This is a genomic window from Arthrobacter sp. V1I7 (assembly GCF_030817015.1).
Taxonomy (GTDB): Bacteria; Actinomycetota; Actinomycetes; order Actinomycetales; family Micrococcaceae; genus Arthrobacter.
In genome coordinates, this window is the sequence record NZ_JAUSYS010000001.1 from 3,722,743 (window position 1) to 3,742,333 (window position 19,591).

Annotated in this window: 18 protein-coding genes and 1 pseudogene; 9 read left to right on the plus strand and 10 right to left on the minus strand. The window is 66.0% G+C overall.

Going from position 1 to position 19,591, the window contains the following annotated elements; translation table 11 throughout:
• Positions 1-54 precede the first annotated feature (54 nt).
• The 4 genes from QFZ69_RS17055 to QFZ69_RS17070 form a co-directional block, all read right to left on the minus strand.
• On the minus strand, positions 55-1,719 hold the full coding sequence (locus tag QFZ69_RS17055; protein ID WP_306913020.1) for a thiamine pyrophosphate-binding protein: 1,665 nt from the start codon (positions 1,717-1,719) through the stop codon (positions 55-57).
• A complete protein-coding gene (gene speB / locus QFZ69_RS17060; protein ID WP_306913021.1) occupies positions 1,716-2,786 on the minus strand; it encodes an agmatinase in 1,071 nt (356 codons plus the stop codon). The genes QFZ69_RS17055 and speB overlap by 4 nt, the downstream gene beginning before the upstream one ends.
• Positions 2,787-2,941: 155 nt before the next feature.
• A complete protein-coding gene (locus QFZ69_RS17065; RefSeq protein WP_306913023.1) occupies positions 2,942-3,727 on the minus strand; it encodes a hypothetical protein in 786 nt (261 codons plus the stop codon).
• Positions 3,728-3,865: 138 nt separating this feature from the next.
• Complete coding sequence (locus QFZ69_RS17070) at positions 3,866-4,441, minus strand: cupin domain-containing protein (RefSeq protein WP_306913024.1); 576 nt, start codon at positions 4,439-4,441, stop codon at positions 3,866-3,868.
• A gap of 300 nt (positions 4,442-4,741) precedes the next feature.
• Here QFZ69_RS17070 and QFZ69_RS17075 point away from each other — a divergent pair, with 300 nt between their 5' ends.
• The gene (locus tag QFZ69_RS17075; protein WP_306913025.1) at positions 4,742-6,262 is read left to right on the plus strand and encodes a sodium:solute symporter; all 1,521 of its coding nucleotides are present in this window, start codon (positions 4,742-4,744) and stop codon (positions 6,260-6,262) included.
• A gap of 143 nt (positions 6,263-6,405) precedes the next feature.
• Here QFZ69_RS17075 and QFZ69_RS17080 read toward each other — a convergent pair whose 3' ends face one another.
• Positions 6,406-6,642 (minus strand): hypothetical protein, encoded by a 237-nt coding sequence (locus QFZ69_RS17080; RefSeq protein ID WP_306913026.1) that lies wholly within the window; start codon positions 6,640-6,642, stop codon positions 6,406-6,408.
• A 260-nt stretch (positions 6,643-6,902) separates the two neighbouring features.
• Between QFZ69_RS17080 and QFZ69_RS17085 the strand changes: the two genes are divergently transcribed.
• Entirely contained in the window at positions 6,903-8,078 is a 1,176-nt protein-coding gene (locus QFZ69_RS17085) for a VIT1/CCC1 transporter family protein (protein ID WP_306913027.1), read from the plus strand.
• Positions 8,078-9,019, plus strand: a complete 942-nt coding sequence (locus QFZ69_RS17090; RefSeq protein WP_306913028.1) for a matrixin family metalloprotease — start codon at positions 8,078-8,080, stop codon at positions 9,017-9,019. The genes QFZ69_RS17085 and QFZ69_RS17090 overlap by 1 nt, the downstream gene beginning before the upstream one ends.
• A gap of 114 nt (positions 9,020-9,133) precedes the next feature.
• On the opposite strand, the gene QFZ69_RS17095 is transcribed toward QFZ69_RS17090, so the two are convergent.
• The 4 genes from QFZ69_RS17095 to QFZ69_RS17110 all read right to left on the minus strand — a co-directional run bounded on the left by QFZ69_RS17095 (position 9,134) and on the right by QFZ69_RS17110 (position 12,833).
• Positions 9,134-9,907 (minus strand): SDR family NAD(P)-dependent oxidoreductase, encoded by a 774-nt coding sequence (locus QFZ69_RS17095; RefSeq protein WP_306913029.1) that lies wholly within the window; start codon positions 9,905-9,907, stop codon positions 9,134-9,136.
• A 28-nt stretch (positions 9,908-9,935) separates the two neighbouring features.
• A complete protein-coding gene (locus tag QFZ69_RS17100) occupies positions 9,936-11,315 on the minus strand; it encodes an MFS transporter (protein ID WP_373461714.1) in 1,380 nt (459 codons plus the stop codon).
• Between the two features lie 194 nt (positions 11,316-11,509).
• Positions 11,510-12,217, minus strand: a complete 708-nt coding sequence (locus QFZ69_RS17105) for a FadR/GntR family transcriptional regulator (RefSeq protein ID WP_306913031.1) — start codon at positions 12,215-12,217, stop codon at positions 11,510-11,512.
• Between the two features lie 130 nt (positions 12,218-12,347).
• On the minus strand, positions 12,348-12,833 hold the full coding sequence (locus QFZ69_RS17110) for an SRPBCC family protein (RefSeq protein WP_306913033.1): 486 nt from the start codon (positions 12,831-12,833) through the stop codon (positions 12,348-12,350).
• A gap of 40 nt (positions 12,834-12,873) precedes the next feature.
• On the opposite strand from QFZ69_RS17110, the gene QFZ69_RS17115 reads away from it, so the two are divergent.
• A complete protein-coding gene (locus QFZ69_RS17115) occupies positions 12,874-13,659 on the plus strand; it encodes a gamma-glutamyl-gamma-aminobutyrate hydrolase family protein (protein ID WP_306913035.1) in 786 nt (261 codons plus the stop codon).
• A gap of 7 nt (positions 13,660-13,666) precedes the next feature.
• Here QFZ69_RS17115 and QFZ69_RS17120 read toward each other — a convergent pair whose 3' ends face one another.
• Positions 13,667-14,884, minus strand: coding sequence for an MFS transporter (locus tag QFZ69_RS17120; RefSeq protein WP_306913037.1), 1,218 nt, complete (start codon positions 14,882-14,884; stop codon positions 13,667-13,669).
• A 158-nt stretch (positions 14,885-15,042) separates the two neighbouring features.
• Here QFZ69_RS17120 and QFZ69_RS17125 point away from each other — a divergent pair, with 158 nt between their 5' ends.
• The 5 genes and pseudogenes from QFZ69_RS17125 to QFZ69_RS17145 all read left to right on the plus strand — a co-directional run bounded on the left by QFZ69_RS17125 (position 15,043) and on the right by QFZ69_RS17145 (position 19,535).
• Positions 15,043-15,492 (plus strand): MarR family winged helix-turn-helix transcriptional regulator, encoded by a 450-nt coding sequence (locus QFZ69_RS17125; protein WP_306919484.1) that lies wholly within the window; start codon positions 15,043-15,045, stop codon positions 15,490-15,492.
• 379 nt (positions 15,493-15,871) lie between these two features.
• Positions 15,872-16,256, plus strand: a pseudogene (locus tag QFZ69_RS17130) (ArsR/SmtB family transcription factor).
• Between the two features lie 2 nt (positions 16,257-16,258).
• A complete protein-coding gene (locus QFZ69_RS17135; protein ID WP_306919485.1) occupies positions 16,259-16,741 on the plus strand; it encodes an SRPBCC family protein in 483 nt (160 codons plus the stop codon).
• A gap of 207 nt (positions 16,742-16,948) precedes the next feature.
• A complete protein-coding gene (locus QFZ69_RS17140) occupies positions 16,949-17,980 on the plus strand; it encodes a LacI family DNA-binding transcriptional regulator (protein ID WP_306913041.1) in 1,032 nt (343 codons plus the stop codon).
• A 1-nt stretch (position 17,981) separates the two neighbouring features.
• The gene (locus QFZ69_RS17145; RefSeq protein WP_306913042.1) at positions 17,982-19,535 is read left to right on the plus strand and encodes a sugar ABC transporter ATP-binding protein; all 1,554 of its coding nucleotides are present in this window, start codon (positions 17,982-17,984) and stop codon (positions 19,533-19,535) included.
• Positions 19,536-19,591 lie beyond the last annotated feature (56 nt).

Here is a 19,591-nt window from a genome sequence, read left to right on the forward strand (position 1 = left end):
GAACCGGCAGCGTGTGCTGCCGCTTCGCGCTCGGGTGGGTTCCTCAGGAAGTACTCAGACGTCCAGGTGGGTCGGGGCGAACATCTTCAGCAGGGTCTCGACGACGACGACGTTCGGTCCGTCCGCGGCGAAGCCCGCCTTAAGCGCCTCCCCCACATTCTCCGGCGCAACCCGGACGGCGGGGACGCCGAAGGCCTCGGCGAGTTTCACGAAATCGGGGCGGGCGAGCTCGGTCGCCGTGGCCTTGCCGAAGGCGCCCACCATGTATTCGCGCAGGATGCCGTAGCCGCCGTCGTCCACGATCAGCCAGGTGACCGGTACGTTGTGCTGCTTGGCGGTGGCCAGCTCCGCAATCGAGTACATCGCGGAGCCGTCACCGGAGACGGCCAGCACCCGGGCCGAACCGCCCGGCTTGCCCGTGGTCTCGAGGCCGACAGCACCGCCGATCGCGGCAGGGAAGCCGAAACCCAGCCCGCCGGCGCCCTGCGCGGAGTGGAATTGGCCCTCACGGGCATCCCAGCAGCTCCAGGCCCAGTAGGCGGAGATCGTCATGTCCCAGAACGTCTGCATGTCCGCGGGCACAGCCTCGCGGAGGTCCGCCATGAACTTCAGTTCCTTGGCCAGATCCTGGGATTCCAGCCGGGCCGTGACCTTGGCCAGGGTCTCCTTGACCAGGGCCTCGGGCACGGTGCCGTGCCAGTCGGCGCGTTCTCCGTGCGGTTCCACGAGCGCCTCATCGAGGGCCGCGAGCGCCTGACCGGCGTCGGCCCGGATGCCCAGTCCGGGGCGGTTGGATTCGAGCACGCGCGGTTCGGCGTCGATCTGGATGATCCGCCCGCGCGGTTCGAAGGTGAAGTAATTGGACGTGACTTCGCCGAGCGAGGATCCGATGACGATCAGCACGTCGGCGTCCTCGAGCAGCTCGGTCATGTACTGGTCCTCGATCCAGGACTGGAGCGAGAGCTCATGGTTCCAGGGGAACGCGCCGTTGCCGCCGGGGGTGCAGATCACCGGCGCCCGGAGCTTCTCCGCGATGGCGAGCAGCGACTTCTCCGCCCCGCCGCGGCGAGTGCCGCCGCCGGCGATGATCGCGGGACGTTTCGCCATCGAGAGCCATTTGACTGCTTCGCGCACCAGTTCCACACGGGGCGGGTTGTCCGCCGCTTCGGCGAGGGCGTCCTCCACCGGCGGCACCATGATGGGGTCCAGGAGCACGTTCTGCGGGATCTCGAGCCAGACCGGACCCTGCGGCGAGGAGATCGCCTCGGTCCAGGCGTCCTGGATGGCCGAGGGGATGCCGGAGGCGTGCTGGATCAGCCGCTGGCTCTTGGTGACGTTGGCCGCCGAGGCCTTCTGGTCATCGAGCTGGTGCAGCATGCCTTTGCGGCGTGCGCCGAGCCCTTCGAGCGGAATCTGGCTGGCGACCACGACCATGGGCACTCCGGTGGCGTAGGCCTCCTGCAGTCCGGCCAGCGAGGTCAGGGCGCCCGGGCCGGTGGAGAGGAACAGCACGCCGACTTCACCGGTGGCGCGGGAGTACCCGTCTGCGGCAAAGGCCGAGTTGTTTTCCACGCGGGAGGAGACGAAGTGCAGGTTCCCGCGGCCCATGGCGTCGAAAAGTCCCAGCGCGTGCTGGCCGGGGATGCCGAAGACGGTCTTTGCGCCGAGCGCCTCGAGGGTTTCGACGACGAGGTCCCCGCCGTTGCGCACGTCGCTCACCGGATCACTGCCGACGGCGCCGCGAAGCCGGCCGGACGGCGGGATTCCTGGCCGAGGGCCTGGGCCGCGTAGCCGTTCGCTGCGCCGAGCCTGTCCCCCGGTACGGCGCGGTCCGCCATCAGGGTGACCAGTTCATAAGCGACGTGGCTGGCGGCCACACCCGTGATGTCGGCGTGGTCGTAAGCGGGGGCGACCTCGACGACGTCGGCGCCCACCAGGTTCATGCCGCGGAAGCCACGGATGATTTCAAGCAGCTCCCGGCTGGTGATGCCGCCGGCTTCCGGCGTTCCGGTGCCCGGTGCGTGCGCCGGGTCCAGGACGTCAATGTCCACCGAGATGTAGAGGGGGCGGTTGCCGATCCGGTCCCGGACCTTGGCGACGGTCTCCAGCACGCCCTGGTAGTAGACGTCGGCAGAGGTGACGATCCCGAAGCCGAAGCGGTGGTCGTCGTCGAGGTCCTTCTTGCCGTACAGCGGCCCGCGGGTGCCGATGTGGCTGATCGCCTCGGTGTCGAGGAGGCCTTCCTCGACGGCGCGGCGGAAGGGAGTTCCGTGGGTGTATTCGGCGCCGAAGTACGTGTCCCAGGTGTCCAGGTGCGCGTCGAAGTGGAGCATCGCCACCGGTTCACCGGCGCGTTCCGCAGCGGCGCGCAGCAGCGGCAGCGCAATCGTGTGGTCGCCACCAAGGGTCAGCAGCTTGCTGCCGGAAGCCGTCAGGTCCAGCGCGTTCTGCTGGATGGTCTCGATGGCATCGTTGATGTTGAACGGGTTGACCGCCATGTCACCGGCATCGGCAACCTGGATGTTCTCGAAGGGGCTGACGTCCCACGCCGGGTTGTACGGGCGCAGCAGGCGGCTTGCCTCACGGATGTGGTTCGACCCGAAGCGGGCGCCGGGCCGGTAGGAGACGCCGGAGTCGAAGGGAACGCCGACCACCGTGACGTCGGCCTTGGCCACCTGGTCCAGCCGCGGCAGGCGGGCGTAGGTGGCAGCTCCGGCGTAGCGCGGGATGCGGGATGAATCGATGGGGCCAAGGTTGCCATTGGCCTCGATGCGCAGCTCTTCCAAAAGAAAGCCTCTCCTTCGAGGATTGACCGACGGGTGTGACAGCCATCATACACTCGAAGTTTCGCAATGCGCACCCTTTGTTTACTCAAGCACTCTCGGCAGGCACTGGCGGAGGCGCCCCGGTCCCCGGCGGGTTCTCCATCCCATCGCCTGGCTCACTGGTATTTGACGCTGAGCAGCAGCTGTTTCAGGTCGCCGTACTGCTTCGTGGCCATCCAGGCCTTCGCTGCGTCGACCGAGGCGAAGGCAGGAGTGTCGAAGAGCACGTGCGTGTCCAGGAGCCCGTTGGCCAACGGCACGTGGGTCGATCCGGAGCTCTCCGGCGAGGGCTCGAATTCGCGGCTCTTGCGGATGCCCATGTGGAACGCCGGGTGGTCGGCGAAGGAGTCAAAGGCGAACCCGAAGTCCAGCTGCTCGCCGGACGTGTCCTTGAGCCCGGGCACCGGGGCGTTATCGAGCACGGTTCGGAGCACCGGACCCGACGCGCCACTGCCGTAGGCATTACTCGTGATGGCGAGCAGTTCATTGCCCGTCTCGTCGGCCAGCACGGCCAGCACCGGATCGACCCCCGGGGGCTGGTTAGCCGACGGGGCGGTTTTCTCGACCCGGACGGTCCAGTTCTTGGGGTAGGAAAAGGACAGGTGGCCGTCGGGGAAAGTAAACGATGTCAGCCCGGCCGAGCCGTCCGGGCCAGGCGTCCCCGTTGACGTAGCCGCCGACGGAGTGGCCGCCGCCGACGGAGTGGCCGTCGCCGAGGGATTGGCCGTCGCCGAGGGAGAGCCCGTCGAGGGGGCCGCCGGTGACGGGGAGGACGCTGATGCGGCGGAGGACGCGTCCGACTCCTGTCCGGCCTGCCCGGTTTGCCCGGGCGCACCGCACGAGCTGAGGCCGAGGCCCGCGGCGAGCGCCGCGGAGAGGAAGACGGTCTTGGACTGGTTCATTTTGACCCCCGGTGGACTGGAAAGCGGACTGAAAAGTGGAAAAGGACAGGCTGCGGCAGAAGAGCCGACTGAGGCGGCCGGCCGGCGATTGAGGCGGCCTGCAGCTCGGCAGGCACGCCCGCGGCTTGCGGCGGGGCGCTAGCGGCTCGCAGCGGGGACCAGCACCCAGAGGACTTCGACGGCGTCGTCCGTGGGGTTCACCCAGGTGTGCGGCTCCCGGCCGGGGAACGTCACAGTGTCTCCGGCCGTGAGCTCAAACTCCTCATTGGCGAGGATCAGCCGGATGCTGCCCTTGATCACATGCAACACATCAACGTCGCAGTCCACGGCGTACAGCTCCGATTCGCCGCGGCCCCGCGGCTCGATCACGGCCTGGATGATCTGGACCCGGCGCTCCGAGCGGGCGGTCAGCAGCCGCTCCACGATCCCCTCACCGCCCAGGGAGATCCGCGGACCTTCATTCTGCTTGGTCAGGTGCGTTTCGGGGGCAGCAAAAAGGTCACCGATCGAAATGGAGAGCACCTGGCACAGCGTCACGAGCGAGGCAACGGAAGGCGAGGTCAGGTCGCGCTCGACCCGGCTGAGGAAGCCCTTGGTCAATCCCGTGGCGTCGGCGACCTGCTCGATGGTCAGCCGCTGCGACTGCCGGGCGGCACGGATCCGGGAACCTATAGCAACGGGAACATTGCTCGGTTCTACTGGTAAAGCCTTCATCATGGAACCTTTCACGGCCGGCCGCTCGGCCCCATCATTGGAGCCATACTAGCGGGGCGGATGGCCGCCGGCGCCGGAAGTGACACCGGCAGCGCAATGAGTCTTGACTGTTACCCGGATCACAACCTATCCTTTTGGCAACAAGTGTTGCCTATTGGGCAAATGGCGGTTTCCAGGGCAGTAACGTATCAGGAACCGCCCGGGACCGTCCCCACAATCCGTTATGAAGCAGCGGGACCGCCGTTCGCGCTCGTGCAGCGAAGGTTCGGCACTGCTCCGAACAGCTCCAAGGAGCCCCTTATGGAAGCAAATTTCGTCAATATCGCCATCGTGGTGGTGTACCTGGTCGCCATGCTGGCGTTCGGGTGGTGGGGTAAATCCCGCACCAAGAACAATAGCGACTTCCTCGTCGCCGGGCGCAGGCTCGGCCCGTTCCTCTACACCGGCACCATGGCCGCCGTCGTGCTCGGCGGTGCATCCACCGTCGGCGGCGTGGGCCTTGGCTACAGGTTCGGCATCTCCGGCATGTGGCTCGTTGTCGCGATCGGCGCCGGCGTGCTGCTGCTGAGCCTGCTCTTCGCCAGCACCATCCAGAAACTGAAGATCTACACGGTCTCGCAGATGCTGAGCCTGCGTTACGGCAGCCACGCCACCCAGACCTCCGGCATCGTGATGCTGGCCTACACGCTGATGCTGTGCGCCACGTCCACCGGAGCCTACGCCACGATCTTCGTGGTGCTCTTCGGCTGGGACCGTGCCCTGGCCATCGCCATCGGCGGCGCGATCGTGCTGGTCTACTCGACCATCGGCGGCATGTGGTCCATCACACTCGCCGACCAGGTCCAGTTCGTGATCAAGACGGTCGGCATCTTCTTCCTGATGCTGCCCTTCACGCTCAACGCCGCCGGCGGGCTCGACGGCATCCGTGCCCGTGTAGACGCCAGCTTCTTCCAGATCGACGGCATCGGCGTCCAGACGATCATCACCTACTTCGTGGTCTACACGCTGGGCCTGCTGATCGGCCAGGACATCTGGCAGCGCGTCTTCACCGCCAAGACCCCCACCGTGGCCCGCTGGGGCGGCGCCACGGCCGGCGTCTACTGCATCCTCTACGGTGCCGCCGGCGCCCTGATCGGCCTTGGCGCCCGCGTCGCGCTGCCGGATATCGACGTCGCCAACCTCGGCAAGGACGTTGTCTACGCCGAGGTGGCCACCAACCTCCTGCCGATCGGCATCGGCGGCCTCGTGCTGGCCGCTGCCGTCGCCGCCATGATGTCCACGGCGTCCGGGGCCCTGATCGCTGCCGCCACGGTGGCACGCGCCGACGTCCTCCCGTTCGTCGCCAGCTGGTTCGGCAAGGACATCAACACGGACGACTCGGACAACCCGGAACATGACGTCAAGGCCAACCGGATGTGGGTCCTGGGCCTGGGGATCGTGGCAATCGTCATCGCCATCATCACCAAGGACGTCGTCGCGGCGCTCACCATCGCCTACGACATCCTCGTCGGCGGGCTCCTGGTCGCCATCCTCGGCGGGCTGGTCTGGAAGCGCGGGACTGGCGTGGCCGCAGCGGCCTCGATGGCCGTCGGTTCCGTGGTCACCCTCGGCACCATGATCGTCCTCGAGATCAATGCCGCGGTTCCGCTCGACGGGATCTACGCCAACGAACCGATCTACTACGGCCTGGCTGCCTCAGCGGTTGTCTACGTCGCACTGTCCCTGCTGACCAAGCCGACCGATCCTGCGGTGATGGCGAACTGGCGCCGACGGGTTGCCGGCAGTGCCGCCAAGGAAGAACTCCCGGTACCGTCCCGCTAAGGGCCTGCGTCGCTCAGGCGCGCTGCCCCGAACGTCTGCGCTCCTAACGGCGGCCCGCGCCGCCAAGGCACCAGGGCGTGAAGTCCGACGGCGGTGCCTTCCCACCCGGGGAGGCACCGCCGTCGTTGTTCACGAGGTGGTGATCACTCCTCTTCGTCCGGCTCGAGGAATTCGTCGCCGTCCAGCGGCACTACCGTCTGCTCATCGCCGAGGAAGTCGTCCTCATCCAGCGGAACCCGGCGTTCGGCCTCGTCGAGCAGTTCCTCCTCCTCCGCGGGGACGGCAACGTCCACGGGGGCGTCGTCGGCATAGTCATATGCGGGATCCGACTCGAGGGAATCCCGGGCCGGCTGGATTGGAAGTGATCCGTTGCTGCCCATAGTGAAACCTCCATGCTCGGGCTGACGGCAAGGGTTCGAGTGAACCCGCCCTGGGTTTTCATTCGAACACCGGGAACCCTGACGGTCAAGGGTCCGCGCAGCTGCCGGAAGATCCCCGCCGGGCCGCACAGCGGAAGTGCGCGCTTTGCGGTCCACCTAAACTTTCCCCTGAGGATTGCCAGCCGGAAATCCGCGGAAAGACGCGGTAGGCTGGGTGAGCAATGGGGCCGGACCATGCCCTATCAAGCCCAGGAGTTTACGTGTCCCAGCACGCCAAATCTGACCCGTTCAACCCGGACCGCCACGATTCCGAAGCCAGCGCCGAAGCGGCCGGCCGCGCCGGCCAGCCGGACTCGTCGCCGAGCCCCGCGGACATCAAGCGCTGGCGGCAGCATCTCGCGGACGAACGTGCCGAAGCCGCCGTCTACCGGGACCTGGCGCAGAACCGCACCGGCGAGGAACGGGCCATCCTGCTTGCCCTGGCCGAGGCCGAGGGTCGCCACGAGGCCCACTGGCTCAAGCTGCTGGGCGACCAGGCCGGCCGTCCCCGCCCCGCATCCCTCCGCAGCCAGTTGCTCGGGTTCTTGGCACGCCACTTCGGTTCGGTCTTCGTTCTGGCCCTGGCCCAGCGCGCCGAGAGCCGCTCGCCGTACGCCGCCGACCCGTCCGCGACCCCCGCCATGGTCGCGGACGAACAGATCCACGAAGAAGTTGTCCGCGGGCTCGCCACGCGAGGCCGCAACCGCCTCGCCGGCACGTTCCGCGCGGCCGTCTTCGGGGCCAACGACGGGCTGGTCAGCAACCTTTCCCTCGTGATGGGTATGGCCGCCTCGGGGGTGGGAAGCTCCGTGGTCCTCCTCAGCGGCATTGCCGGACTGCTGGCCGGAGCACTGTCGATGGGCGCCGGAGAGTTCATCTCCGTCCGGTCCCAGCGGGAACTGCTCGCCGCGACGCGCCCCACCCAGATCACCCTGGCCGCCGCGCCGTCGCTGGACATCGAGCACAATGAGCTCCTGCTCGTCTACCTTGCCCGCGGTATGTCCCGGGAGGCCGCCGAGCACCGCGTCGCCGAGCGGATGGGCCTGCTGGACTGTGACTGCGACCCCAGCCTCTCACTGCATCCCGAGCTGCCCGGGGCCCAGGACCAGCACGAGGCCGTCGGCACGGCCTGGGGTGCGGCGTCGTCGAGCTTCTGTTTCTTCGCTTCCGGCGCCATCGTGCCGATCATCCCCTTCCTCCTCGGCATGACCGGCCTCGCCGCCCTGGCGGTGTCCGCCGTGCTGGTAGGCGTGGCGCTGCTGCTCACCGGCGGCATCGTCGGACTGCTGTCCGGCACGTCACCGACCACCCGTGGAGTCCGGCAGCTGGCCATCGGCATGGGCGCTGCGGGCGTGACGTACCTGTTGGGGATGGCGTTCGGCGCGGTGATCGCTTAGTGGACGGTCCTGAGTTCCGGGACCGGACGCCGCGGCACAGCCGCTCACGAACCACCTGGCGGATCTTCCGCGACCTGGCGGCGGCCGCTGTGATCGCCGGCGCCGCTTTCCTGGCCGCCGGGCTCATCTACGGCGACCCCCGCTTCATGGGACTTTTCGAGGTCAACCGCGGCGCCGGAGCGGACGCCCGGACGGCGGACCCGAACACCGCCCGGCCGGTCACCGGGCAGGCCGGCCACCCACCAGGGGTTCCCGCCGCTGCTCCGGGAATCGACGCTCCCCCGCCGGGGTTCGAGGAACAAGCCGAGCCGCTCGGCCGGCCGGAGACACCGGCTGGCGCCAGCGATTCGTATAACTTCCTTGCCACGAATGACGATGGCAGGCCGGTGGGCTATTCGCCATGCCGCCCGCTGCACTATGTGGTGAATTCCGAACTCGAGCCGGAAGGCGCAGAGCGCCTTGTCGAGGACGCCATCGACTCGATATCCCGCGCGACCGGCATCAAATTCATCAACGACGGCCCCACCACGGAGGCGCCCAGCCAGTCCCGCGCGCCGTATCAGAAGGACGCCTACGGCGAGCGGTGGGCCCCGCTGCTGATCGCGTGGACCACGCCGGAACAGGCGCCGCAGCTCAGGGGTCCCGTCATCGGCACCGGGGGCAGCACGCACTTCAGCTTTGGCGACGGCCCCAGGAGCTTCGTCACCGGCAGCCTCGAGCTCGACGCCCCGCAAATCACCGAGGACCTCCGCCGGGCGGCCGGCGCCGAGTATGCCACTGCCGTGATCCTGCACGAACTGGGCCATGTCATGGGGTTGGAGCATGTGGATGACCCGCTGCAGCTGATGTACCCGGAGATCGGGACCCCCGACGGCCTGGCCGACGGCGACCTGAACGGCCTGCACGAACTGGGCCGCGCGCAGTGCCGCAAGGATTTGTAGCCTTGCCGTAGAGGAGCCCTGGATTCAGAGGGCCCGGCGTTAACAGGAGGGTGCCCCCGCCGGAAAACCGGCGGGGGCACCCGTTCCTGGTTCAGTCCCAGGTCCAGGTCCCGGTCAGGAAACCTGGAGGCCGCCGTTGATGTCATAAGTGGCCGCGGTGATGTAGCCCGAATCCTGCCCGAGCAGGAAGGCGATCAGGGCCGCCACTTCCTCGCGGGTGCCGACCCGGCCCATCATGATGCCCTCGGACAGTTGGGCCTTGCGCTCATCGGTGAGGGTTCCCCCCATGATGTCGGTGTCGATCGGGCCGGGGGCAATCGCATTGACCGTGATCCCGAACTCGCCGACTTCGCGGGCCAGGGCACGGGTGAACCCGAGGATCCCGGCCTTGGTCGCGCTGTAGGCGACCTTCGAGAACGTGCCGCCGCCACGCTGGGCGGAAATGGACGAGATGCTGACGATGCGACCGAGCTTGCGCTCGATCATGCCCTTGAGGATCCGCTGGGAAACGATGAAGGTTCCGCGCATGTTGATGGCGAACACCTTGTCCCACTCCTCCACCGTGGTCTCCATGAACGTCGTCGGCGAGCTGATCCCGGCGAGGTTGGCGAGGGCAACGATCGGCGGGAGTGAGGCTTCGATCTCGGTGATGGCCCGGTCAACGGACGCCTCATCGGACACGTCGGCTCCGACGCCGATCGCCTTGACGGCACGGTTGGAGCCGATCTCCGCGGCAGCCGCCTTGGCGTCCTCCGCGTTGATGTCCAGGATGGCGATGGACCATCCCTCGCTGGCCATACGGTCAGCGGCGGCGCGGCCGATGCCACGAACCGACGCCGCGCCGGTCAGGACAACGGTGCGTTCGGAGGGGAAAGTGGTTGAGGTCATTGCGTGTTTTCCTTCGGAATTTCGGGGATTAGGAGACTTTGGCGGGGGCAGCGTCGGGGGCGACGGCGGCCGCTACAGCCGGATCCAGCGCCGCATCGCCTTCGGGGCGCTTGCGTGCATAGAGGTAGGTGGCCACCGCCGTGACGCAAAGGCAGAAGGACAGGAACAGCAGGCCGCTCTGGTTGTTGCCCGTGGCATCGTTCAGCAGGCCGACTGCGTACGGGGCCACGAATCCGCCGAGGTTACCCAGTGAGTTGACCAGGGCCAGGCCGGAAGCAGCGGCTGCTCCGGTGAGCGCCGCGGACGGCATGGACAGGAACGGGGCGATGGCGCCGTAGATACCCATGGCCGCGGCGGTCAGGGCGATCAGGGCGAGGATGGGATTGACCGGGAGCAGGTATCCTGCAGCAAGCAGGCCCATGCCGGCAAGAACCATGCTGACCGAGCTGTGCCAGGCACGCTTTCCGGTCTTGTCCGCACGCTTGCTCCAAAAGAATACGAAGACGGCAGCTATGGAGTAAGGAATGAGAACGATGAACCCGACCTGGGCGGTGGAGAACTTGCCCAAGGCGGCAACGATGGTCGGCATCCAAAGACCCAGGCCGTAGATGCCGCAGACCAGCCCGAAGTACAGGGCAGAGTAGGTCAGGGTGCGCTTGTCCTTGAGGCCGGCCAGGAAGTTGTGGCTGCCGCCCTTGGACTTGGCTGCCAGTTCGGCATCCATGGTGGTGGTGAGCCATTCGCGTTCGTCCGCGTTGAGCCACTTGGCGTCGCGGGGGCGGTCCGTCATGAGGATGGGGGTCAGTATGCCGAGGAGAATGGCCGGGATGCCTTCAATGATGTACAGCCACTGCCAGCCGTGCAGGCCCATGATGCCGTCCATCTGGAGCAGGAGTCCGGAGACCGGGGCGCCGAGGGCGTTGGAGATGGGCTGGGCGAGGATGAAGATGCCCAGTACCGTGACGCGCTGGGCGGCGGGGAACCACAGCGTGAGGTAGAAGAGGATAGCCGGGAAGAAGCCTGCTTCAGCGGCTCCGAGCAGGAACCGGATGACGTAGTAGGTGGTTTCGCCGTTCACCAGGGCCATGGCCGTGGCGAAGATGCCCCAGGTGATGAGGATGCGGGCCAGCCATTTGCGGGCGCCGAAGCGGTACATACCGGCGTTGCTGGGCACCTCGAGGAGCGCGTAGCCCAGGAAGAAGATACCGGCGCCAAGACCGTAGGCCGCGGCCGTCAGGCCGATGTCCTCGCTCATGGTCAGTTTGGCGAAGCCCACATTGTTGCGGTCAAGGTACGCAATGAAGTAGAGCAGGACAATCAGAGGCATAACGCGCCGGCGGACCTTGCGGAGCGTACGCTCGCCGAGCTCGCCGAGTCCGGCGGACTTTAAGGAGAGTGAAGTCATCATCGACCTTCTGTCTAACGGAAGCCGGCACCTGCGATGGTGACGGGAATCCGGAGGGATATTTGGGAGGTTCAATCCAGATGGAACTGAATCAGCTAGCGTTGAGTCAGATGTCAGACATCTGACGAAAGGACATGAGAAAAAGCATAAAGAGTGGCGTGGATTACGTCAAGCCTGTGCTGGTGTCAGTTGTTACGTCAGGATGCAGCGTTATGCACGTAGCGTTCGTAGTCCCGGTACGTCTGGTCCATGTGTTCGTCCATGGCGCGGCGGGCCAGTTCGGCGTCGCCGCTGAGGATGCTGTCCATCACCCTTTGGTGGTACTCAATGGCATGCAGTTGGATCTCTTCGACGGCTGACGTCTCGCGCCGCTTCACGTAAAGGAGCTGACCCAGCTGTGCGAACAGCGCCCGGATAAAAGGATTGCCGGAGGCCTTCAACACCGCGTCATGGAAGCCGATGTCCGCCATCACGAAGCCATCCAGGTTGCCGGAATCATGAAAGCGCTTCATATCCGCGATGCACTCACGCATCTGTTTGGCATGCTCGGAAGTATGGCGTTTTGCCGCCAGCGCGGCCGCCCCGGTTTCCACCATACGGCGCATTTCAATGAGCCCCACGGCCACCTGCTCCGCTCCGCTGCCGTACGAGGCGGCTTTGAAGATCGCGTCCAGCCCGGTCCAGTTGTCGGTTGGATTGACGAAAGTTCCGCGGCCGGCTTTCACGTAGAGGATGTTCTGCGCCCGCAAGGCCTTCAGCGCTTCGCGCACCGTGAGACGGCTGACATCGTAGGCCTTGGCGATGTCGGCTTCGGGCGGAATGGCCTCGTGGGGCTGCAGTTTGCCGTCAAGGATGTCGGCGAGCAGGCCGTCGACGAGATCGTCAACGAGTGTCCTGCGGCCCATCGTGGTTCCCACCTTCAGTCTTGCTTTTTGCTCCCGGTCTTTTTGCTCCCGGTGCCATCCACATTACAGAAGCCACCGGACGGACCGGGACCCGGCAATGCCACGGCCCGTATCAGCGCGGCCCTTAGCGTCAGGAAACCGCCGCGTTGTCAGAATCGTGCCCGGCGGCCGAAAGGTATGCGTCGAGCTTGGCCAGGGTCTTTTCCAGGTTGGCCGGGTGGCGGCGCAGGTAACCCGCGAGCCGCAGAAGGAATTTCCCGCGGACCTGCCGGGCGTCCCACTGTTCGGTCACCAGGGTGCCGGGCCGGCCGGCGTCGTCGGTGGCGGGCTCGAGGAGGTACCGCCAGACATGGCCGTAGAAGTGCCGCCACGCGATCCGGCGCCCTTCCTCGAACTCGCAGACGGTGTTGAGGATCTTATAGTCCACGCGGACGTTCATCTCCATGCCGAACCTGGTGCCGAGGGCCAGCCGTTCGGGGCCGCGGGGCTGGGCGCCCTTGACTGTGTCCGAGCCGTCGATCACGCTGTGCAGCGCAGGGCTGGCGAGTACCTCAAAGATGGCTTCCGGAGCGGCCGCGACCAAGCGGCTGCGGGACACGACGTATCTGTTGTTCATCCGGCAATCCTAGTCCGGCCGATCTGTTGCAGAATGAACCATGCAGATTCCGCCCCTCCCCCGCAGCAGCCGGCCCCGCATCGGTATTCCCGTCCGCCTGAGCGGCTCAACGGACCCGGACCCGGACCCGAGGGTGGGTGAGGCCAATGCCTTGTTCGACTACATCGTGGAGCTGGTGCGCGACGGCGGCGGCGAACCGGTGCTGCTTGCCGCGGTACCGGCGCCCGGCGAACTGGCGGACCCGGATCACCAGGCGCTCGACGGCGTCGTCCTTCCCGGCGGCGGCGATCTGGACCCCCGGCTCTACGGCGAGCAACCCGGCGGAGCCTGTTATGACGTCAACCAGGCCCAGGACCAGCTGGACCTGGGCGTGGCACGGCAAGCGATCGACGCCGGGCTGCCGGTGCTCGGGATCTGCCGGGGACACCAGCTCCTCAATGTCCTCTACGGCGGAACGCTCATCCAGGACATGACGCCCGGCCCCGTGGTGCACCACGAGCCCGCCCCGGTGCACGGGGCCGGGCCCTGGGCCTGGCACGAGGTCGAGGTGCAGCCCGGCTCCAAAGTGGCCGCTCTGTATGGGAGCACGTCCGGCACCGTGACCGTGAAGATTGCCTCCGGCCATCACCAGGCGGTAGCCCAGGTGGCCCGGGGACTCACGGTGACAGCGGTGGCCGAGGATGGCACGATCGAGGCGCTGGAGGATCCGGACCGCTGGGTGGCGTCCGTCCAGTGGCACCCCGAGGCGCTGGAGTTGCCCGCCGCGGAGCGGCTGGCGCCGTTCCGTGGCTTCGTGGAGGTGTGCCGCAACTCTCTGCCCCGGTGAGTCGTGGCTAGGTCCGCTGCAGCTCCTGGTCGGGGCTGCCCACGCCGACGGCGACTGAAGCGGCGTCGTTCCGCCTGGCCTTGGCTGCGGCGAACAGCATCACGCCAAGGCCCAGCAGGGTGATGACGGCACCGGCCCAGATCGGCGAGGTGTAGCCAAGGCCGGCAGTGATGGTCACGCCGCCCATCCATGCTCCAAGGGCGTTGCCCACATTGAAGGCGCCGATGTTGGCGCCGGAAGCCAGGGTTGGGGCGCTGTTGGCGTACTTCATCACCCGCATCTGCAGGCCGGGGACCGTGGCGAAGCCGAAGCCGCCCAGCAGCACCATGGACGCGATGGTCATCGGCTGGCTGCCCGACGTCAGGGCGAAGACCGCCAGCACCCCGACCAGGACGGCGAGAACCACGATCAGGGTGCGGTCCACGTTCTTGTCTGCGGCCTTTCCGCCGACGGTGTTGCCGATAAAGAGGCCCACGCCGAACAGGATCAGCAGCCACGGCACGGTGGCGGCGGCGAAGCCCGTGACCTCGGTCAGCGTGAAGGCGATGTAGGTGAAGGCCCCGAACATGCCGCCGTAGCCCAGGATCGTGACCAGGATGGAGAGCCAGACCTGGCCGGAGCGGAAGGCGCGCAGTTCACCGCGCAGTCCGCCGGAGGCAGAAGAGTCGGTCGTGCCCGATCCCGTTTTGGGCACCAGGGCCAGAATGCCGACCAGCGCGAGCACGCCGATGCCCGTGATGGCCCAGAACGTGGACCGCCAGCCTGCGGCCTGGCCCAGCATCGTGCCGAACGGGACGCCCAGTACATTGGCCGCCGTCAGCCCGGTGAACATGATGGCGATGGCGCCGGCCTTCCTGGTCGGGGCAACCATGCTGGCCGCGACCACAGCTCCGATGCCGAAGAAGGCACCGTGGGACAGGGCGGCAATGATGCGGCCCGCCATCATGGTCCAGTAGTCGGGCGCGATCGCCGAGACCATGTTTCCTGCTACGAAGACCACCATCAGTACGGCCAGGACCGGTTTTCGCTCGATACGGGTCACCGCGGCCGTCAGGAGCAGCGCTCCGACGACGACGGCGAGCGCGTAGCCGGAGATGAGCCAGCCTGCGGTAGCCTCGCTGACCCGGAAGTCGGCCGCTACTTCGGGCAGCAGGCCCATGATGACGAACTCGGTGAGTCCGATCCCGAACCCGCCGAGGGCGAGTGCAATCAGGCCAATAGGCATGGCTAAGCTCCTTCAAGACTGTACGGAAAGATTTGTCCGGCGTAAGCTAGTAGTTGCAGACGCGTTGTTTATCATTGCACAAGCAGATACAGCGCGCAAGCAACTACTTTGACTGCGCCGGCTCCGTTAGGAACTGGCCGATGGGAAGGGAAGAAACCATGGGCATCAAGGACGACGCCGTCGAGGTTCGGGCGCAAGGCTGGCGGACCCTGGCGGCCCTGCACGGGCTGATCGAGGCCGAGCTGGAGCGCTCGCTGCAGGCCGAAGCCCAGCTGTCCGTGGTCGAGTACACCGTACTGGACGCGCTGAGCCGGCAGGACGGCTGGCATATGCGGATGCAGCAGCTGGCCCGCGCCACGGCCCTGAGTGCCAGCGCCACGACCCGCCTGGTCAACCGGCTCGAGGACCGCGGCCTGCTCACCCGGATCCTGTGCGCCGATGACCGCCGCGGGATCTATACCGAGCTCACCCCGAGTGGCATTGCGCTGCTGGAGCAGGCCCGGCCCGCCCACGACGCCACCCTCGAGCGGGCACTGGCCCAGGCCCAGGAGATCCCGGAGCTGGCGCCGCTCGTCGACGCCCTCCCCCGGCTGCACGCCGGGGTCTGAATCCCGCGTCTGAACCCGGCGTCTCAACCCGGGGTCTGAAGCCGGAGCCTGGAAGCCCCGGGCTTCCAGGCTCGCACTGCCAGCCCGGGCTTCAGCTTCTGGCTGCCAGCCTGCGGCTCACCGCCCCGGGCTACGCGGCGGCGAGTTGCCTGAAGTGATGCTCCAGGTCCTCGAGGCTCTTGTCCTTGGTCTCCGGATGCACTTCGCGGCAAACAGGATCGCCCCGATACCCAGCAGGGCGAAGAGGAAGAAGGTAACAGTCCGATCGGGCTACCCGCTTCTGCTTTTCAAGGATTTCACCCAAAAGGGCATTGCGGAGAAAAGCTGCCGGCAGTAGCCTTAAACAACCAAGAGGTTGATCAACGTAGCGGTTGACCATATGACGGACGGAGGTGCAATTCCGGTGCCAGTCCGCGACGACGAACACCTTGATTCGGCGTTCCTGGCCCTGGCCGATCCCATCCGTCGCAGCATCATCTCCCAGCTCAGCCGGGGCCCGGCCACCGTGAATGAACTGGCGGAACCTTTCGCGATCAGCAAGCAGGCGGTCTCGAAACACATCCAGGTCCTCGAGCAGGCGCAACTGGTCACGCGCACCCGTGATGCCCAGCGCCGGCCCGTCCACCTGAATCCCGCACGGCTGGAGGCGCTCACCGCATGGATCGACCAGTACCGGCTGGTCCGCGAGGGGCAGTTCCGCAGCCTGGACGCCGTGCTCACATCCACCGCCGCGGGCACGCGGCACAGAGGCAAAGGACTTTTGATCATGACCAACGCCCTGAAAGTCAACGTTCCGGAGGGCCTGCCCTTCATCGACTACGAGCGGGAGTTCGATTTTCCCGTTGCCGACGTCTTCCGCGCCCACAAGGAGGCCGAGCTGATCGCCCAATGGCTCGGTCCGCGGGGCTACAAGATGGACATCGACCACTACGACTTCCGGACCGGCGGCAGCTACCGCTACAGCCACCTGGCACCGGATGGCAGCGCCTACGGATTCAGCGGCGTCTTCCACACTGTCAGGGAAAACGAGTTTGCCATCCAGACCTTCGAGTTCGACGGCTACCCGGACGTGGTGAGCATCGAGTTCCTGACCCTGGAAGACCTCGGGGGCGGACGCACCCGGCTCACCGGCCACTCGGTCTACCCCACAATAGAAGCCCGCGACGGCATGGCACAGTCCGGGATGGAGAGCGGTATGTCCCAAGGCTACGAGCGGCTCGATGAGCTGCTCAGTGGAGCGAAAGTTTAAGAACCCGGACGGTACGACGGCGGCCGGCCACCTTCCTTGAGAAGGTGGCCGGCCGCCGTCGCTGTCCAGAACCCTCCCCTGCTCGTGACGCTTGACACAATCCACTGCTGAGTCCTAAACTCGTGGAATCCATTCCATGGAAACGATTCCAAGGATGCCCGGCAAGAATTAGCAGCCCGGCACGGCCCACACGAAGGAGTGTCTGCGATGAGCACTGTCACCATCAAGGATGTCGCAGCACTGGCCGGAGTCTCCCCTGCCACAGCATCACGAGTGCTGTCCGGACACCCCGCGACGTCCAGTGCTTCCAGGGCAAGGGTGACCGCCGCCGTCGAGCAGTTGGACTTCCGCCCCAACGCCCAGGCCCGTAGCCTCCGCTCCACAAGAACCAATGTTGTTGGTCTCCTCGTCTCGGACGTGCGCAACCCGTTTTTCGCCGATCTGGCGCACGCAGTAGAGCAGGCGGCTCTTGAAGCGGGGTACGTAATCCTGCTCGGCAACGCCAATGAACTCGAAGACCAGCAGAATCGCTTCCTCGATACGCTCATTGATCAGCGTGTGGACGGTGTGATTGTGGCGCCTCAAGGTGATGGCAGCGGTTCCATCCGTTCGCTTCTCACCCGGGGGATCCCGATGGTTTTTGTGGACCGAAGGGTGGACGGTGTTGATGTCCCCAGCGTCACGACGGACAGCCGCGATGGAATAAAGCAGGCCGTGGCGCACCTTGCGGACCAGGGGCACCGCCGGATCGGCTACATCGCCGGACCGCAATCCATTTCCACCGGCCGGGAGCGCCACAGCGCTTTCATTGCTGCGCTGGGTACGGCGGGACTCGACCACGACCCGGCGCTGACAGTATTCGGGGACTTCCAGATTGCGAGCGGCGCAGCCGCCACTGAGCGGCTGCTTCAGCTCGACTACCCGCCCACGGCCATCCTCGCAGCCGACAGCCCCATGGCTGCTGGTTCCGTCTCCAAATTGCATGAGAGGGGCGTGCGGATCGGCCAGGACATTGCCCTCGTAGCGTTCGACAATATCGATTGGTTTTCTCTGCTCAATCCCCCGTTGAGCGTTATCTCGCACAGCGTTGAAGACATGGGCCGGATTGCCGTCGAACTGTTGGTGAACGTCATCGGCGGCGAACAACCTGCGTCCGTCTCGCTGCCAAGTGAGCTCATCATCCGCGAGTCCTCCTCCCACCGCTTTCCGGCTCCGCTGAACCCCCAGAGGAATAATTGATATGACTGATCCCTCCGCCAACCGCGACGTGGCGCAGAACCCCGGCCAGCCACTGGTCACGCTGAAAAACATCAGCAAGTCCTTCGGCCCCGTCGCCGTCATCAAAGGCGTCACCGTCAACGTCTACCCAGGCAAAGTACAGGTGCTCCTCGGCGAAAACGGGGCAGGTAAATCCACCCTGATCAAAATCATGGCCGGCGTTTACCAGCCGGATAACGGTCAGATTCTTATTGACGGTAAAGCTGTCACGCTCCCCAATACCCGTGCGGCAGAAGCTCACGGCATTGCCACCATCCACCAGGAATTGAATCTGGTGCCCAGCATGAGTGTTGCTGAGAACATCATGCTGGGGCGCACACCGAAGAAGTACGGCTTGGTGGATCGGCGTGAATTGCGCCGCCAAGCGAAGGCTGCCCTGGACCGCATCGGTCTCAACGTTGACGTCGACACTTTGGTCGGTGAATTGGGAATCGCCCAGCAGCAGCTGGTGGAAATCGCCAAGGCGTTGAGCATTGACGCCAAAGTGCTGATTTTGGATGAGCCGACGGCGGCCCTTACCAAGCATGAAACAGAGAGCCTGTTTCGGGTCGTCGAGGAACTCCGGACGCACCAGGTGGGCATGCTGTTCATCAGCCATCACCTGGAGGAGATTGCCGAGATCGGCGATTCCGTCTGCATACTGCGCGACGGCGAGTTCATCGCCGAAGTGCCCGGCTCAACCCCCGAAGACGAACTGGTCCGGCTGATGGTTGGCCGCAGCATCGACGAGCAGTTTCCGCGACGCGCCGGGGAGGACGCCTCAGCCCAGAACGTCCTCAGCGTCGAAGGACTGAGCTCGAAGGGCCGGTTCAGCGATATCTCCTTCAGCGTCAAGGCCGGCGAAATCGTAGGAATCGCAGGCCTGGTCGGAGCAGGGCGAACGGAGGTCATCCGCGCTATCGCCGGCGTCGACCGCCACGACGCCGGGACCGTGAGCATACGCGGCACGAGGCTCCCCAAAGGCGACGTCGGAGCGGCGATTGCTGCCGGCGTCGGGCATGTTCCCGAGGACCGTAAGGTCCAGGGGCTGGTGTTGGACGCCTCCGTGAACGAAAACCTTGGCTACGCCACGTTGAAATCCAGCTCGACGCTGGGCTTGGCGGACTTTGCCGGCCAGCGACGCAAGGCCGAGGAGATAGCCAAGACCCTGCGGATCAGGATGCACAGCATCGACCAACCCATCAGGTCCCTCTCCGGCGGCAACCAGCAGAAGGCTGTCTTCGGCCGCTGGATCATGGCCGGCTCCACGGTTCTGCTGCTCGATGAGCCCACCCGCGGCGTCGATGTGGGCGCCAAAGTGGAAATTTACGAACTGATGAACCAAATCACGGCTGCCGGCGGCGCGGTCGTGATGGTATCCAGCGAGCTTCCCGAGGTACTCGGAATGAGCGACCGCATTCTTGTGATGCGCGACGGCGAAATTGCCGGCGAACTCTCAGCCGCCGATGCCACGCAGGACGCCGTCATGACACTCGCCGCGCGGGATACCGACCCCCTAACGGAGGCAAAGCCTTGAACCAGTCCACAACAACCCCACTGAAGCCACAAGATGCGCCAAACCAGACAAGGAAA

What these genes read in the sequence shown, in the direction of transcription:
- QFZ69_RS17065 (WP_306913023.1), bottom strand. Translation starts at nt 3,727, where the DNA reads ATGAACCAGTCCAAGACCGTCTTCCTCTCCGCGGCGCTCGCCGCGGGC.
- QFZ69_RS17070 (WP_306913024.1), bottom strand. Translation starts at nt 4,441, where the DNA reads ATGAAGGCTTTACCAGTAGAACCGAGCAATGTTCCCGTTGCTATAGGT.
- QFZ69_RS17075 (WP_306913025.1), top strand. Translation starts at nt 4,742, where the DNA reads ATGGAAGCAAATTTCGTCAATATCGCCATCGTGGTGGTGTACCTGGTC.
- QFZ69_RS17080 (WP_306913026.1), bottom strand. Translation starts at nt 6,642, where the DNA reads ATGGGCAGCAACGGATCACTTCCAATCCAGCCGGCCCGGGATTCCCTC.
- QFZ69_RS17095 (WP_306913029.1), bottom strand. Translation starts at nt 9,907, where the DNA reads ATGACCTCAACCACTTTCCCCTCCGAACGCACCGTTGTCCTGACCGGC.
- QFZ69_RS17100 (WP_373461714.1), bottom strand. Translation starts at nt 11,315, where the DNA reads ATGATGACTTCACTCTCCTTAAAGTCCGCCGGACTCGGCGAGCTCGGC.
- QFZ69_RS17105 (WP_306913031.1), bottom strand. Translation starts at nt 12,217, where the DNA reads ATGGGCCGCAGGACACTCGTTGACGATCTCGTCGACGGCCTGCTCGCC.
- QFZ69_RS17110 (WP_306913033.1), bottom strand. Translation starts at nt 12,833, where the DNA reads ATGAACAACAGATACGTCGTGTCCCGCAGCCGCTTGGTCGCGGCCGCT.
- QFZ69_RS17115 (WP_306913035.1), top strand. Translation starts at nt 12,874, where the DNA reads ATGCAGATTCCGCCCCTCCCCCGCAGCAGCCGGCCCCGCATCGGTATT.
- QFZ69_RS17120 (WP_306913037.1), bottom strand. Translation starts at nt 14,884, where the DNA reads ATGCCTATTGGCCTGATTGCACTCGCCCTCGGCGGGTTCGGGATCGGA.
- QFZ69_RS17125 (WP_306919484.1), top strand. Translation starts at nt 15,043, where the DNA reads ATGGGCATCAAGGACGACGCCGTCGAGGTTCGGGCGCAAGGCTGGCGG.
- QFZ69_RS17135 (WP_306919485.1), top strand. Translation starts at nt 16,259, where the DNA reads ATGACCAACGCCCTGAAAGTCAACGTTCCGGAGGGCCTGCCCTTCATC.
- QFZ69_RS17140 (WP_306913041.1), top strand. Translation starts at nt 16,949, where the DNA reads ATGAGCACTGTCACCATCAAGGATGTCGCAGCACTGGCCGGAGTCTCC.
- QFZ69_RS17145 (WP_306913042.1), top strand. Translation starts at nt 17,982, where the DNA reads ATGACTGATCCCTCCGCCAACCGCGACGTGGCGCAGAACCCCGGCCAG.